General features: G+C 45.6%; 14 protein-coding genes. 7 read left to right on the top strand and 7 right to left on the bottom strand.

Translation table 11 applies throughout. From position 1 onward, the window contains the following. Positions 1-23 precede the first annotated feature (23 nt). The 3 genes from DXN04_RS29130 to DXN04_RS29120 all read left to right on the top strand — a co-directional run bounded on the left by DXN04_RS29130 (position 24) and on the right by DXN04_RS29120 (position 4,561). Positions 24-1,457: an endonuclease/exonuclease/phosphatase family protein gene (locus DXN04_RS29130; protein ID WP_116856946.1), complete on the top strand. Its 1,434-nt coding sequence runs from the start codon at positions 24-26 to the stop codon at positions 1,455-1,457. A 303-nt stretch (positions 1,458-1,760) separates the two neighbouring features. Continuing rightward, complete coding sequence (locus DXN04_RS29125) at positions 1,761-2,735, top strand: ribonucleotide-diphosphate reductase subunit beta (RefSeq protein WP_116856945.1); 975 nt, start codon at positions 1,761-1,763, stop codon at positions 2,733-2,735. Between the two features lie 122 nt (positions 2,736-2,857). Then, positions 2,858-4,561 carry a ribonucleoside-diphosphate reductase subunit alpha gene (locus DXN04_RS29120; protein ID WP_233525712.1) on the top strand — a complete coding sequence of 568 codons (1,704 nt, stop codon included), beginning with the start codon at positions 2,858-2,860 and terminating at the stop codon, positions 4,559-4,561. A 60-nt stretch (positions 4,562-4,621) separates the two neighbouring features. On the opposite strand, the gene DXN04_RS29115 is transcribed toward DXN04_RS29120, so the two are convergent. Continuing rightward, positions 4,622-5,251, bottom strand: coding sequence for a helix-turn-helix transcriptional regulator (locus DXN04_RS29115; RefSeq protein WP_116856944.1), 630 nt, complete (start codon positions 5,249-5,251; stop codon positions 4,622-4,624). A gap of 215 nt (positions 5,252-5,466) precedes the next feature. Here DXN04_RS29115 and DXN04_RS29110 point away from each other — a divergent pair, with 215 nt between their 5' ends. Continuing rightward, entirely contained in the window at positions 5,467-6,084 is a 618-nt protein-coding gene (locus DXN04_RS29110; protein WP_116856943.1) for a superoxide dismutase, read from the top strand. A 231-nt stretch (positions 6,085-6,315) separates the two neighbouring features. Here the strand turns inward: DXN04_RS29110 and DXN04_RS29105 are convergent, their stop codons facing one another. Both DXN04_RS29105 and DXN04_RS29100 read right to left on the bottom strand, forming a co-directional pair. Continuing rightward, positions 6,316-7,218, bottom strand: coding sequence for a UbiA prenyltransferase family protein (locus DXN04_RS29105; RefSeq protein ID WP_116856942.1), 903 nt, complete (start codon positions 7,216-7,218; stop codon positions 6,316-6,318). Positions 7,219-7,248: 30 nt separating this feature from the next. After that, positions 7,249-7,431 (bottom strand): hypothetical protein, encoded by a 183-nt coding sequence (locus tag DXN04_RS29100; RefSeq protein WP_199415162.1) that lies wholly within the window; start codon positions 7,429-7,431, stop codon positions 7,249-7,251. A gap of 149 nt (positions 7,432-7,580) precedes the next feature. On the opposite strand from DXN04_RS29100, the gene DXN04_RS29095 reads away from it, so the two are divergent. Continuing rightward, positions 7,581-8,462, top strand: coding sequence for a LysR family transcriptional regulator (locus DXN04_RS29095; protein ID WP_116856941.1), 882 nt, complete (start codon positions 7,581-7,583; stop codon positions 8,460-8,462). Here the strand turns inward: DXN04_RS29095 and DXN04_RS29090 are convergent. After that, positions 8,443-8,961: a GNAT family N-acetyltransferase gene (locus DXN04_RS29090; protein WP_116856940.1), complete on the bottom strand. Its 519-nt coding sequence runs from the start codon at positions 8,959-8,961 to the stop codon at positions 8,443-8,445. The genes DXN04_RS29095 and DXN04_RS29090 overlap by 20 nt on opposite strands. Further along, positions 8,936-10,111, bottom strand: coding sequence for an MFS transporter (locus tag DXN04_RS29085; RefSeq protein ID WP_116856939.1), 1,176 nt, complete (start codon positions 10,109-10,111; stop codon positions 8,936-8,938). The genes DXN04_RS29090 and DXN04_RS29085 overlap by 26 nt, the downstream gene beginning before the upstream one ends. Before the next feature lie 108 nt (positions 10,112-10,219). On the opposite strand from DXN04_RS29085, the gene DXN04_RS35915 reads away from it, so the two are divergent. Both DXN04_RS35915 and DXN04_RS29075 read left to right on the top strand, forming a co-directional pair. After that, positions 10,220-10,465, top strand: coding sequence for an integrase core domain-containing protein (locus DXN04_RS35915; RefSeq protein WP_116856938.1), 246 nt, complete (start codon positions 10,220-10,222; stop codon positions 10,463-10,465). Positions 10,466-10,798: 333 nt separating this feature from the next. Then, the gene (locus DXN04_RS29075; protein ID WP_116856937.1) at positions 10,799-12,295 is read left to right on the top strand and encodes a TlpA family protein disulfide reductase; all 1,497 of its coding nucleotides are present in this window, start codon (positions 10,799-10,801) and stop codon (positions 12,293-12,295) included. Between the two features lie 142 nt (positions 12,296-12,437). Here DXN04_RS29075 and DXN04_RS29070 read toward each other — a convergent pair whose 3' ends face one another. Next, positions 12,438-13,757, bottom strand: a complete 1,320-nt coding sequence (locus DXN04_RS29070; protein ID WP_116856936.1) for a serine hydrolase — start codon at positions 13,755-13,757, stop codon at positions 12,438-12,440. 31 nt (positions 13,758-13,788) lie between these two features. Then, complete coding sequence (locus DXN04_RS29065) at positions 13,789-14,442, bottom strand: FadR/GntR family transcriptional regulator (protein ID WP_116856935.1); 654 nt, start codon at positions 14,440-14,442, stop codon at positions 13,789-13,791. Positions 14,443-14,446 lie beyond the last annotated feature (4 nt).

The raw sequence follows: 14,446 nt of genomic DNA, 5'->3' as shown, positions 1-14,446 counted from the left end.
CACTATATACCAAAGTATATTCCATGAGAAGAATTTTTGCTGCAATTATTTGCATCTGTGTATTCAGCACTGCTTTTGCCCAACAGCAATATCCGTATTACAACGATATTCAGGCATTCAAAAAACAGGACTCAATTGACATTCCTACAGGCAATGAAATTCTCTTCATTGGTAGTTCGTCCTTTACCTACTGGCAGGATGTCAACTATTATTTTCCGGGGCACCGTATTATTAACAGGGGTTTCGGGGGATCGAACCTGCTCGATGTAATGCACTATGCGGATGATGTGATCTTTGCTTATCATCCAAAACAGATTGTTATTTATTGTGGAGAGAATGACCTGGCTTCCGATACAGTGAAAGCGCCCCTGGTGCTAAAACGCTTCCAGACCTTGTTTTCAATGATCAGGGCAAAGATGCCCACCATCCCGGTGACCTATATTTCTATCAAACCAAGCCCGAGCCGCGCAAGATTGCTGGCGGAAACAGTGAAGAGCAATAAGGCGATTCAGAAATTCCTGGCTACCCAACCCAATACCTCATTCGTAGATGTATACAGCAAAATGATGCCGCTCAATCCTGCCATCTTCAAGGAAGATCAGCTGCACATGAAACCTGTAGGCTACCGCATCTGGCAAAAAGAAATAGCACCACACCTGGTCCACCAGGAGATCACGACCATGAAAGTAGCGACTTTCAACCTGCGCCTCAATATCGCTTATGATAGCGCAAATGCCTGGCCGCACAGGAAAGATATGGTACGTGACCTGATCAGGTATCACAAATTCGATGTATTTGGCGTGCAGGAAGCCCTGATCGACCAGATGCATGACCTGGAAGCCATGGGTACTTATGCGCATGTAGGGGTAGGCAGAAATGACGGGAAAGAAGGAGGGGAGTTCTCTGCTATTTTTTATAACAAAGATAAATATGAATTGCTGCAATCAGGTAATTTCTGGCTCTCACCTACACCTGATGTGCCTTCCAAAGGCTGGGATGCAGCTTATATCCGCATCTGTACCTGGGCACACCTGAGTGAAAAGGCAAGCGGCAGGGATTTTTATTTCTTCAATACCCACTTCGATAATGAAGGGGTGCAGGCAAGAGAAAATTCAGCAAAGATGATCCTGGAGAAGATCCATGCATTGTCCGACAGCCGTACACCTGTTATCATCACCGGCGATTTTAATTCAGATCCGGCTACCAGCGCATATGGTACTATTGTAAACCAGTTCAGAGATGCAAAACTGGTAACCAAGACCCCACCTTATGGCCCTGACAGCACCTTCCAGGATTTTAAATACCATAACTGGACCAGAGTGGTGACAGAGGGAAGAATAGATTTTGTGTTCGTAAACGATAATATAGAAGTGCTGGACTACGGGGTATTAACCGATTCAAAGGATTTACGTTTTCCTTCAGATCATTTTCCTGTAGTTTGCACAATCCGGTTTTAAAAGCAAAAAGGCAGTCATTCGTTTGACTGCCTTTTTTATATCATATGGAATCGTAAACGGAAACTACTTGTTAAAGGCATATTAATTAAATATAATATCACCCCCGCCGGCCCCAAGCCCTCAAACTAACCCAAAATCAGTACTGGCAGGGAAAACGATCATTCCAAAAACTGATTATCCCCATATGTTGATTTCTTTTTTTACCACTCTTTATTTTAATCGGGACATTTGCTTCCGGACATGATAAATGTATTTTTATTATCATCTGTTCTGACATTGTTTAAAGTTTAAAGAAAATCAGACATGGGATTATTTGACAAGAGGGTTCAGTACAAACCATTTGAGTATCCGGAGGTTCTCCAGTATACTGATGCGATTAACAAATCTTTTTGGGTGCATTCAGAAGTGGATTTTACAGCTGATATTCAGGATTTTCATGCCCACCTATCTATACCAGAACAAAGCGCTATAAAGAACAGCCTGCTGTCTATCGCACAGGTAGAAGTAGCTGTGAAATCATTCTGGGGTAACCTGTACCAGCATTTCCCAAAACCGGAGATGAATGGCCTGGGTTCTACCTTTGCAGAATGTGAATTCCGTCACTCAGAAGCGTATTCCCGCCTGCTGGAGGTACTGGGGTACAATGATGAGTTCACCGAACTGATGAAAGTACCAATTATCCAGGAGCGTATCAGCTACCTGTCTTCCGCCCTGGAAAATGCGAAATCTAATGACAAGAAGGAGTATACTATCTCCCTGATCCTCTTCAGTTTACTGATCGAAAATGTGAGCCTGTTCTCCCAGTTCGCCATCGTACTGTCATTTACCCGCTTCAGAGGCCTGATGAAGAATGTGAGCAACATCATCGCCTGGACTTCCGTAGACGAGCAGATTCACGCAAATGCAGGTATTTACCTGATTAGCAAGGTGAAAGAAGAGTATCCTGATATTTTTACACCAGAAGCTGTAAAGCAGGTAGTGGATATCGTAAAACTCTCTATTGACACTGAAAGCCGGATGCTCGACTGGATCTTCAACGAAGGTGAAATTGAGGTCATTAAGAAAGCAGATCTGATCAACTTCATGAAGAAGAGAGCAGATGATAGCTTACAGCAGATTGGTATCAACCCGATCTTCAATGTACCGGCTGAGGAAAGTGGTAAGATGCTGTGGTTTGAAGAAGAAATTTATTCTAATAGCCTGGATGATTTCTTTGCAAAACGTCCTGTAGAATATACAAAATTCGATAAGAGTATTTCTGCGCACGATTTGTTCTAAGGTAGAAGAATGACAATGGCGAATGTTTGCCTGGGAATTGTTCCATAAGGTTCCTGGAGACAGCGCCAGGCATTGATAAAAGCCTTGTTTTTGTTTTTAACTTTTTTGATGATTAATTGATAATGATGACTTTATTTGAAACAGCCTCCCCCGAAACTGCTGTAACTAATGAACAGGATAGCAACCGCCTGTGGTGGAAAAATGAAGAGAGTGAGCAGATCCTGAACAGAGGCTACTTACTGAAAGGTGAAACCGTAGAAGGTGCCATCGAAAGAATTTGTTCAGCTGCAGCACAGCGCCTGTACAAACCAGAGCTGAAAGACGTATTTAAAGAAATGATCGAAAGAGGTTGGATGAGCTTAAGCTCCCCGATCTGGGCTAATATGGGAACAGAAAGAGGTCTGCCTATTTCCTGTTTCAACGTACACATACCTGACAATATCGAAGGTATCACCCACAAACTGGGTGAAGTGATCATGCAGACCAAACTGGGTGGTGGTACTTCCGCTTACTTCGGTTCCCTGCGTGAACGTGGTAGTGCGGTAACTGACAATGGTAAATCCAGTGGGGCAGTTAGCTTCATGCGCCTGTTCGACACAGCAATGGATACCATCAGCCAGGGTGGGGTACGTCGTGGTGCATTCGCCGCTTACATGGATATCGATCATGGTGACATCGAAGAGTTTCTCTCTATCAAAGATATCGGGCACCCGATCCAGAACCTGTTCAATGGCGTATGTGTGCCTGACTACTGGATGAAGGATATGATTGACGGCGATATGGAGAAAAGGCAGATCTGGGCGAAAGTACTGGAAAGCCGCCAGCAGAAAGGTTTGCCCTACATTTTCTTTACGGACAATGTAAACAGGAACAAACCCCAGGTCTATAAAGACAAAAACCTGACCATCCACGCGAGCAACCTGTGTTCCGAAATCATGCTGCCTTCTACAGAAGAAGAATCTTTCATTTGTTGCCTGTCTTCCATGAACCTGGAACTGTACGATGAGTGGAAAGATACCAATGCTGTGAAACTGGCCGTATTCTTCCTGGATGCCGTACTGCAGGAATTCATCGTAAAGACAGAAGGGAACCACTTCCTGGAGCCTGCTAACCGTTTTGCAAAGAGACACCGCGCACTGGGCCTCGGCGTACTGGGATGGCATTCTTACCTCCAGAAGAACATGATTCCTTTCGAAGGTTTACGTGCTAAACAACTGACATCTTCTATCTTCAAAGATATCCAGACCAAAGCCGAGAAAGCAAGTAAAGAACTGGCCTGGATCTATGGCGAACCAGAATTGCTGAAAGGTTATGGTAAGAGAAATACCACCCTGCTGGCAATTGCGCCAACCACATCTTCCAGCGCGATCCTGGGTCAGACATCTCCAGGTATCGAGCCATTCAGCAGCAACTACTTCAAAGCTGGTCTGTCCAAAGGTAACTTCATGCGTAAAAACAAATACCTGAAAGCCCTGTTGGCTGAAAGAGGTATTGACAATGAAGAAACCTGGCGCAGCATCATGATGAACCACGGTAGCGTACAGCACCTGGAGCAGCTGACTGCGGAAGAGAAAGAGGTGTTCAAGACATTTAAGGAAATCAGCCAGCTGGAGATTATTCAGCAGGCATCTATCCGTCAGCAATATGTGGATCAGTCCCAGAGCCTGAACCTGAATATACCTTCTAACCTGCCTGTAAAAGAGGTGAATAGATTACTGATACAAGCGTGGGAACTGGGTGTGAAGACACTCTATTACCAACGCAGCCAGAGCGTTTCTAAGGAATTGGTAACGAACCTGGTGACTTGTAAGAGTTGTGAAGGGTAATGAAACTGAAAAGGGCTGCAGCAATGCAGCCCTTTTTTATTGTGGGTCATATTTTTAAACTCATTGTTGTTTTATCCTGTACGCGCATCGCCTTCCTCCCTTTACTATATGCTCCACCCGCTCTACAGACACCCCATCCCCCAAAACCGTCTGAAAGGTCTCCAGTTCCGATCGGCAAAACCCCAGGCATGCCGTTGCCGCAGCGCAAATAGGGCAGTGGTTCTCTACCAGTAAATATCCCTCCTCATCTTTGGAATAATCCGCCATATAGCCTTCTTCGTCCCTTATTTTCGCCAATCCACTCACCCTGCCTTCCAGGTCCCGGACCCCGTTCAATTTATGCAGGTATTTCTGCTGACCATCCTTCCCATTCGCCTCAATCACTTCCAATAATGCCGCTTCACCCAGGGTATCCTGCATTTTCCTGATCAGGCGTACCGTTAGCTCCGCATGGGTATCCGGGAACCTCGCGTGCCCCAGCTGGGTCAATGACCATACCTGCTGCGGCCTGCCCTTGCCTTTCGACTCAGTATGGGTTTCCACCAGGCCGTCATTTGAAAGTTTAATCAGTTGAAAACGGGCACCTTCTGTACTCACATTCAGGTCTTTAGCTAAAGATACCAGGGGCTGCGGACCTTTCGTCTTCAGCAGCATCAGCGCTCTCTCATTATCAGGCAATGTCATTTTCATAATATACAAAGTAAAGGATGGCGGTCATTAATCAATTGAATTCCATTTGGCGACCGCAGGTCCAAACTGGATATATTTAGAAAGAAAATTCAAATCAAAACATCCGATTATCTAACAAAGATAAACCAAAATCCTTTATCAAACCATTTAACCAAATAAACATTTGGTTTATTAAGTTTATTCCCTACCTTCGTATCGTTAAAAACGATCAGCATATGAGTACATACAAATTGGAACCGTTACCATACGGATATGATGCATTAGAGCCAGTGATTGACACCCAAACCATGACTATCCATTATTCCAAACACCACCAGGCCTATGTCGATAACCTGAACAAAGGACTGGAAGGTAAACCTTATGCGGACCTTTCCCTGGAAGAGCTCTTCGCTAAGATCAGTGAATTGCCTCCGGTGATTCGCAATAATGGGGGTGGTCACTATAATCATAGTTTCTTCTGGCCACAGTTTTCCGCGCCATCTGAGAAAGAAGTAAGCGGTGAACTGGCTGCCGAAATCAAAAAAGAATTCGGATCCTTCGAAGATTTCAAAACCAAATTTGCTGAAGCCGCGATGACCCGTTTTGGATCAGGTTGGGCATGGCTGATCTGGTCAAAAGAAGAACAGAAATTAAAGATCACTTCTACTGCCAACCAGGATAATCCATTGATGGCATTGAATGAGATTGTGAAAGGACAGCCCCTGTTGGGATTGGATGTATGGGAGCATGCTTATTATTTACACTATCAGAATAAGCGTGTAGAGTATGTGGCGAATTTCTGGAAGATCGTCAATTGGGATGTGATCAATGAACGCTTTGCAAAAGCAAAATAGCCCCTTGTAAATCGCGCAAATAACAAGTCATTCTAAAACCGGGATAAAGTGCCTGCAAACGCAGCACAATTAACACAGGACCTTTTGTAAAAGTTCATGCAATACACAGGTATATTCTTATACCTGTGTTGTTTTTTTAATAGCCGGATTGTAAAAAATAGAATTATACCAATGAGAGGATTTTTATCCAGGCATCCCCAACCTTATTCAATTATTGTTAATTTATGTTTTTCAGCCTTTCACAAAATACATTGCTAAAATACCACAACAGGCTTTGAGTAAAATTAAACCATCAATGACTACCAGGTAATAATCAAGACTATGCCGCTTGCGCATTGAGTAGGCTACCAGGAGCGTAAGTACGAAAGGAATACAATTGATCATACCCGGAAGCAAACCAAATCCTTTGAATGTTGCAAAGCATAATAAGGCAATCATGCCAACAGATAAGATGGGCATGAGGATAGAAAAAATCGTCTTGCGCAAACCATATCTTACTACGAAGGTTTTTAATTGTTTATTGGCATCCGATGGATAATCTTTGATATCAAAAATGATGGCATTCACCGTACAGAAAGTCCAGTTTTTCAGAAATAAAAACACCCATAAAATATGCTGGTGAAAGTCGATATTGAACTCCACCTTCAAAATGATAATAGGCAGTAAATTTGCACAGCAAGCCCAGACAAAGCCGATTACAAAAGCTTTGAGCCAGCCCACCTGTCTCAGTGTAAAGCCGGGGAGCAAACCGTAATACAATAATCCTGCAAGGATGACCAGGAGCATTAAGACCCAGTAGAAGGTGGGAAGATGAATGATATTGTCAAAATGCCGGTAGCATATATTCCCCGCACATAGGGCGGCCAATACCAGTAACACGATCTGCATTTTAAAAACCAATCCACTGTTGTCATAGTACCACCTGCTTCTTGGATTGTTACTGGCAGGAGCGATAGTCTGATGCTGGTAGGCGTAAGTATAATATACGACTGGTAGTATAAATAAGAGGCAATAATAGCTGATAGAGAAAAATGGCAGCCGGAGCTGAAAATTTGTTTCAACATTCAGTGCCAGCGCCAGTATACCGATAAAATAATTTCCAAAGAAGAGATAGCGAAAAGGGGGAAGGCCCATTCAATATTTTTTAACAAGGTACCGCAATCCTTACAATTTTGCATCATCCGTCTTCCTGCCCATAATCACCGTGTCGATCGTTTGAATCAATTCATCATAGCCATAATCTTCTCCTTCTTTTTCTACAATGGACAGAACACTCAGGTCGTCCTCAGGCTGGGCATTGTACCCATCTACACCGGTGGCGATGTACAATATTACCTTTCTTTCCATGGGTTAAATTTGATCCATCAATGCATATTACTAAAATTACCTGTAACTATGATAGTAATCATTATAAGCAGTAGCCCGAACGGCTATCTTAGCTTTAGCAGGGCTATGATCTGACTAATACGTAGCTTCGCATAATTTCTACAGCGAATATGGAGCATAGACAGCTTAAATACTTTCTGAAAGCACAGGAGCTCCTGAGCTTTACTGAAGCAGCCCAACAGCTGCACATTAGCCAGAGTACGCTCTCCCAGCAAATCAAACAACTGGAAACGGAAGTGAATACGCCGCTCTTTAACCGTATTGGCCGACAAATTACGCTGACCGAAGCTGGTACCTTATTTACTGATTATGCCAAGCAGGCAGTGAAGAAGGCAGAAGATGGTCTGCAGATGATCAGGGACCTGAATAACCTGCACATCGGTACCGTCACGGTGGGAGTGGCCTATAGCCTGAAGAACTTTTTTACAAAAGCGCTGATCCAGTTTGCCGCCAAATTTCCCCAGATCAATATGAAGGTGGTCTACGATTCTTCACTTGGCCTGTTCGACCGCCTGGATCAGTTCGAACTGGATTTCAGCCTGGCATTTCATGAAGGGGTAGATGTACCGCATTTTAATTACCAGGAACTGTTCAGCAGCCCCATGGTAGTTGTAGCCAACAAAGAATCAAAGATTGCGAAGAAGAAAATCCTTTCACTGCAGGAGATCTGCCAGCTGCCCCTCGTCATTGCGACAAGGGGATACAGCAGCAGTCATATTATCAGTAAGACTTTTACGAGGTATGGATTGGATCCGAAATTCTCCATTGAGGTCAATGATATACCGACTGTATTGGACCTGGTGAAAACCGGCAAGTGGTATAGCATAGTTGTACAAACGAGTGTGATTGACAAGGACCTGGTGACCATCCCCATTGATGAAAAAACACTGGTGCGCAATACAAACATTATCTCACTGAAAGAGGCTTATGAAACAAAGGCGATAAAAGAATTCAAAAAGATCCTGCTGGAACTTAAGCATGAGGATGAGTAAGTACTTTCTCATATGCTCTCCTGGCGGAACCCCGGAAATAGACTTCGCCGCAGTATACATACCCGCTTCTCTCGAAAGCGCCCATCATTTTCGGATTGTCAAAGTTCGTATCTGCCCTTACACTATTTATGCCATGTTCTAATGCCCATGCATCGATGAAGTTGAGCATGATCTTCGAGAGCCCTTTGCCCAGGTGATTTTCAGAGATCGCTACCCTGTGGTATACTACAAAGTCTCCCTCGGTGAGCCACTTTCCTTCTATGGCTGCATACGCAGGCTCGTCATTGATGAGGAGGGCCACATAGCCCAGGATTTCATTGCCTTCAGTGAGCACATACCCATGTCCCTTTTCGATGTCTTCTTTTACCACAGCCGGGTTGGGGTAGCCGTCCTGCCATTGTTTACTGCCATCTTCTTTCCTTCTTTGAATGGCCTGTGCCAGGATGTCCCAGATGGCCCCTTGTTCTTCCAGGCTAGCTTTTCTGAAGTTGTAGTTCATATGATTTAATATTCCAGATTAATAGGAGATTGACTAATAAGAGTGCGCATAGTGAGCCCAGGTAAATGGTAGTGCCGAATTGCTGGATCATGAATCCTCCGATAAAAGGTGCCGCTGCCTGCGCGATGAGTGGCATGCGTGCCAGCCGGCCTATGACCAGCGGGTAATGTTCAGGCCCGTAAATGGCTAATGGTAAAGTACCCCTTAGCACAGACCGCATACCGTTTCCTACCCCAAAGATAATTATTCCTATAGTTGCCAGGCTGGGATGGAAGAAGAGGAGGCCGATACCCAGCAGCATGGCGAAGGTGGAAATAAACGCCATTTCCACGGCGCTCCTGTTGGCGATCAGGAGTTCCAGCGTACGGGCGGCAGATTGACTGGGGCCCAGGAAGGCCACGACCATCAAGATGGTAGACATCTCTATTTGCTTTGCACTCAATATGTCTATCAGGTGTACTACAACGCCGGTAGTAATGATAGCACCAATCGTGAAGTTCGCCAGGAGTAAATAGAAGATCTTTGTACGGAACGAGATGCCTCCACCCTGGCTGAGCTGCACCTTCGGCGCTACCGGCTGAAAGATATATTTATGAATCGGATAGATGCCGAGCATCAGGATTCCGGCCATCGTAAAACAGGTATGCCGCCAGCCCAGTTGATGAAGTAAAAAGGACGTGAAGGGCCAGGAAACAGAGGGGGCCAGGCTGGCGATCAGTGTTACCCAAACGATCACCTTCTTTGCTTTGCTGCCATACAACTTACCCAGTGAGGCAAAGAGCGCATCGTAAAGTCCCATGCCCATACCAATACCGATCACCACCCAACCCAGTACAAATAAAGCGTAGGTACTGGCAAATCCAATGATAATAAGGCCGATGCCCATCACAATACCCGTATAATGCAGGATATGATTGTGGGTAGATTGCTGAATCAGTTTTCCGATGGCGGGAAGCAACAGTCCCGATATAAGCAGGGCCAGTGAAAGACAAGCATAGACCTGCTGGTAAGACCAGCCGGTTTCCTGGATAATGGGTGCTGATAATACCGATAACAGGAAATAAGAGCCTCCCCATAAGAGAATCTGTGAAAGCCCTGTCAGGAACAGGACGATATAGGGAGGTTTTGAATTTTCGATAAGCTGTTCCATAAATCACTGCAAAGGTCTGAAGTTCTGTGGATCGGCAAAACGATATTTTTCTATCCAATCCATCGAAACGACCGATAGGTAGGGGAGCCTGTTCCCGGGTATAAATGGATGCCGGAAAGTACCTTAATCCCATGCTCCACATGTATTCTAAAACATGAATTTCGGCTGAAAAGGATCTTTAAGACCTACGGAGCGGCGCTTAATGCGGTTAGCAAGGCCATTGATTATTATAACCGTGTCAGACCGCACATGAGTTGTAACTACCTGACACCCAATGAGGCACATACCAAAAAGGGCGCTTTGTCCTCAAAATGGAAGAAAAGAAACAAGGTAATGAGTAATTTATACCTGTAAAGCGCTCGCTGAACCAGGCTCCAACCTGTAAAGCTAATTCTGCATACAATACGTCAACTGTAAGGTTTTTCTGTACTAAGACAGTGTGCTTTCTAAGGGAGATATTCCGCAGATAACCCGCAGATAACCCGCATATAACCCGCCAATGACCCGCATTCTAAAAGAGGCGGGTTATCCGCGGCTTAGCACCGGGTCAGTACCGGGATACGCCTATTTTCCACCATTGGAAGCAGGCCGGGGCCCTACAATCCCGGAAGAAATCAAACTATTAAAAGCAATCTTTTTCCTTGTATCTTGCCTGACAGAATAACTTTAATATTTAACCCATTCCACATGCTCAGATCTATTTACTTATTGGCAGCCAGCCTGTTATTCCATGCTACTGGCATTGCCCGAACGCCCGGCAAGCCTGCTGTTGTGTTAAAGGATGCAAACCAGACCCACCCACCCACAAATGTTGTTATCACCGGCATAACCCACGATAGCACGCTAAAATGGGTGGAAGTCATTAACTTCCCCATCCTTTCCAAAGGCTTTGACAAAACGGTCCTCGTCCGGGCCAACCAAAACCCGGACCACAGTTTCGAATTGCGGTTCTGCGTAGACTCCCTGACCCTGCTCTCCCTGCAGGGCATTATGGTAGATGCGGACATCCTGGTACAACCCGGCGATAGCATCCGGTTTGAAATAAACAGGGTCAATAACCGCCTCACCATCGCCTTTTCCGGGAATAATGCCGCCTATTACAACTATGAACACCAGTCCAAAATGAACCTCCTGCACCAGCTAGGGTTCTTTTACCCCAGCGGTGGCCGGAACTTTAGTCTTGACACCCTGAAGCGAAACATGGATGCCTGGTACGAAAATAAGACGGCCTTTCTGCGGGACTATTCCCGGCAGCACCCTATGGACCCCGCTATCTTTAATTACTTCCGGAATGAAATCAATTACAGCTATACCGCCGACCTGTACTTCCCGGTTTATAAGAGGAAGATCCCAAAGGAAAACATTCCCGCCGGCTATTTTAGCAGGGCCGATACCCTGACTTATGGCAACACTTCTATGTTCAGGTGGGAATTGCCAAGGGAGGTCATGAATAAGCACTTTTTATGCGGAGACTCTACTACCGGCGCCAGGTATACGGAGGCAGAAAAATATATTAACAGCCATTACAAAGGGAATAAACAGCAATACCTGCTGGCCAGCCTGGTCAATGCCGCAGTAGACAATGCCGGGGAATTCAAAAAGGAGGATTTAAATAAAAAGATTGCTGCCACCATCGCCCGCATCAAAGATACTACCTGCCTGAAGTTTGTACGGCGGGTCATGAATGATTATACCATGCTGGATAAGCCATTGCCGGATAGCGTACTGCAGCAGACTTACCTGCTCAGCTATGCCACCAATGAAAAGATCACCTTGCAAAAATTGTTGGAGAGCTATGCGCAGGAGCCTGTTTACGTTGATTTCTGGGCCAGCTGGTGCACTGCCTGCCGCGAGGATATTCATGATTCCAAACAGGCAAAGGAATTCCTGCGTGGTAAGCAGGTCCGCTACCTGTATGTGTCTATTGACAAAGAGGCGGACCTGCAAAAATGGAAAGACGCTGCGGTGGCAGATAGTACCACAGAAAACCAGTACCTGATGCTGAAAGGGAACCATTCTCCACTGGCCAATTTCCTGCAAATAAATTATATCCCCAGGTACCTGATCCTGAACAAGGCACATGAACTCAAGAGTTATGATGCGCCAAGGGCTTCCTCTTACCAATATGCTATGCTGGTAAATGCGATTAACTTATCGCTGGCACAGGTCATAAGGTTTAACTAAAACAATGAGATTGTGGCAAAAGGAAAATTCCGGGATTTAACCCAGGTCACTGGTAGCGCGCATTTTCATTTATTGAAAATTAAATGCCATCAGGTTACTTTTGCTACAATCTCATGCTGAACCCCTATGAAGGTTGTACCTATTATTTAGCACTCAGGATGTCCTTCACACGGCCATTCTTCGGATCTAATTCCATTACCTTTTTGTAATTAATCTCCGCATTGGTCTTATCACCCATTTGCATATACGCATTGCCTAATGATTCATAGGCAGCGGCCGAGGAGGGGAAGAGCTTTATATTCAGTTTAAACAATGCAATTCCAAAGCCTGTCTGCTTTGCCTGCATGAAGATGTCGCCATTTGCATTCAGGAATCCTGCATCGAATTTCCTGCCTTCTGCCTCACACAACTCACGTACATGCTGCTCTACATATGGCATACCATTGGCGGTGATCCATTTGTACAGCGTCATCTGCGTAGGTGGTGTAAAAGGTTTATAGGTGCCGTCTTTCATCACAGAAAGTACCCTTGGTGCCAGGCGTTCTGCAGATTCACCCATATTACAGAGAATTACATAGCTATAGCCATCTTCTGTATATCCCATGGCGGATGTCCAGGAAGGCAATCCTGCCGTCATGTCCATATTGAGGGGATAATTATAGTGGGAGGGGAGCTGCTGTTTCCGTTTTGCTTCTACGAATTTCAGCATATCATCCAGGGTGGTATAAATACCCTCGTCAGGATGACCGTTTTCAATATCATCAACATTGGTCCGGGTGCCATCAGGATTCACGATCTGGCCATAAGCACGGTTGGTGGCAGCCAGCTTTTCTGCCTTCGTGTAGGCGATGGAGGTCATGCCCAGGGGTACGCCGATACGGGTACGTACTGCATCTCCGAAAGACTGTCCGGTGATCTTTTCAATCACGGCACCTAACACTACATAGGCGGAATTGGAATAGGCCTCCCCGGTACCGGGATCAAATAAAAGGGGTTGCCAGGAAATGATTTGCAGGAGGTCGTGCAGCTTAAAATCCGTTTTCCTGATCTTCGCGTAGTCCGGGCTATGCTCATAATCCCCCAGGCCAGAGCGTTTGGTCAGCAATTGTGCCACGGTGATCGCTTTGCCCGTTTTAGGCGGAAAAATATCCACGAACTGGTCTACAGAAGACAATTCATCCAGGTCGCCCTCATTGATCAGCTGGCGGATAATTTCTTCAGTAAATTGCTTGGTAAGATAACTTGTGTTGTAAAGGGTATTGGCAGTGAGTGGTCTTTTGGTGCTGTTCTCAGAAAAGCCGTTTTGCTTGCTGTAGAATACAGCGCCATCTTTCAGAATCGCGGCCTGTCCTGAGAACATACCCGACTCTATCGCCTGCCGGAATAATTGAGTGAAGGGTTGTGCATAGGTCGGAATAGTCAGAATCATAGCCAGCCCCAATAAATACATGGCCTTTTTCATAGGTATTTTTGGCCGTAAATGTACGTTATATTCAATATTCCAGTATTTCCTTTATACAGGCAATGGCCTGTTCACAGTCCTGGCGGGTAATAGCGTCTAATAATTCTACGTGTAGCTGCTGGGTAACGGTCATAATAGAGGTGTCTCTCATCGTATCCAGCAGGTATCTTTTTACATGTTTGGCGGTTGCCTTGTACAGGTCTTCCAGCACGGGGTTGCAGGTGGCATGGGCCATACAGCTATGGAAGGCCAGGTCTTCATCAATACTCTGCTCTATCTGGCCGGTTTTGCCAAAATGATCCCGCCGTTGCAGTACCTCCGCCATGCTCCGGATATCTGCCTCTGTGCGGTTCATCGCCGCTTTTTCTGCCATCTTGATCTCCAGCCAGGCGCGGACCTCGTCTATGTGCTTGGTGTCTGCCTTGCTCAGGCGTACATCGATGGGTTCGCGGGAGCTCACCAGCTCATTCACAAATGAGCCTACACCATGGCGCACGTCGAGAATGCCGATATTGGCCAGCAGTTTAATGGCTTCCCGGATGGTGGACCGGCCCACTCCAAAAGAAGTCATCATATCCGTTTCATTCGGCAGCTTTTCGCCTACCTGGTAGGTCCCGTTGACGATCAGGTCATTGATGCGGTCCGCAACTTCTTCTGCAAGTGTTTTCCTGTGTATTTTAGTCATGTCA

The sequence above is a fragment of the Chitinophaga silvisoli genome (assembly GCF_003412465.1).
Lineage (GTDB): Bacteria > Bacteroidota > Bacteroidia > Chitinophagales > Chitinophagaceae > Chitinophaga > Chitinophaga silvisoli.
The sequence above is the reverse complement of the archived record's forward strand: the minus strand, read 5'-3'. Positions and strand labels throughout refer to the sequence as shown.

Coding starts and splice junctions, on each gene's coding strand:
- DXN04_RS29130 (WP_116856946.1), top strand. CDS start 24: ATGAGAAGAATTTTTGCTGCAATTATTTGCATCTGTGTATTCAGCACT.
- DXN04_RS29125 (WP_116856945.1), top strand. CDS start 1,761: ATGGGATTATTTGACAAGAGGGTTCAGTACAAACCATTTGAGTATCCG.
- DXN04_RS29120 (WP_233525712.1), top strand. CDS start 2,858: ATGATGACTTTATTTGAAACAGCCTCCCCCGAAACTGCTGTAACTAAT.
- DXN04_RS29115 (WP_116856944.1), bottom strand. CDS start 5,251: ATGAAAATGACATTGCCTGATAATGAGAGAGCGCTGATGCTGCTGAAG.
- DXN04_RS29110 (WP_116856943.1), top strand. CDS start 5,467: ATGAGTACATACAAATTGGAACCGTTACCATACGGATATGATGCATTA.
- DXN04_RS29105 (WP_116856942.1), bottom strand. CDS start 7,218: ATGGGCCTTCCCCCTTTTCGCTATCTCTTCTTTGGAAATTATTTTATC.
- DXN04_RS29100 (WP_199415162.1), bottom strand. CDS start 7,431: ATGGAAAGAAAGGTAATATTGTACATCGCCACCGGTGTAGATGGGTAC.
- DXN04_RS29095 (WP_116856941.1), top strand. CDS start 7,581: ATGGAGCATAGACAGCTTAAATACTTTCTGAAAGCACAGGAGCTCCTG.
- DXN04_RS29090 (WP_116856940.1), bottom strand. CDS start 8,961: ATGAACTACAACTTCAGAAAAGCTAGCCTGGAAGAACAAGGGGCCATC.
- DXN04_RS29085 (WP_116856939.1), bottom strand. CDS start 10,111: ATGGAACAGCTTATCGAAAATTCAAAACCTCCCTATATCGTCCTGTTC.
- DXN04_RS35915 (WP_116856938.1), top strand. CDS start 10,220: ATGCCGGAAAGTACCTTAATCCCATGCTCCACATGTATTCTAAAACAT.
- DXN04_RS29075 (WP_116856937.1), top strand. CDS start 10,799: ATGCTCAGATCTATTTACTTATTGGCAGCCAGCCTGTTATTCCATGCT.
- DXN04_RS29070 (WP_116856936.1), bottom strand. CDS start 13,757: ATGAAAAAGGCCATGTATTTATTGGGGCTGGCTATGATTCTGACTATT.
- DXN04_RS29065 (WP_116856935.1), bottom strand. CDS start 14,442: ATGACTAAAATACACAGGAAAACACTTGCAGAAGAAGTTGCGGACCGC.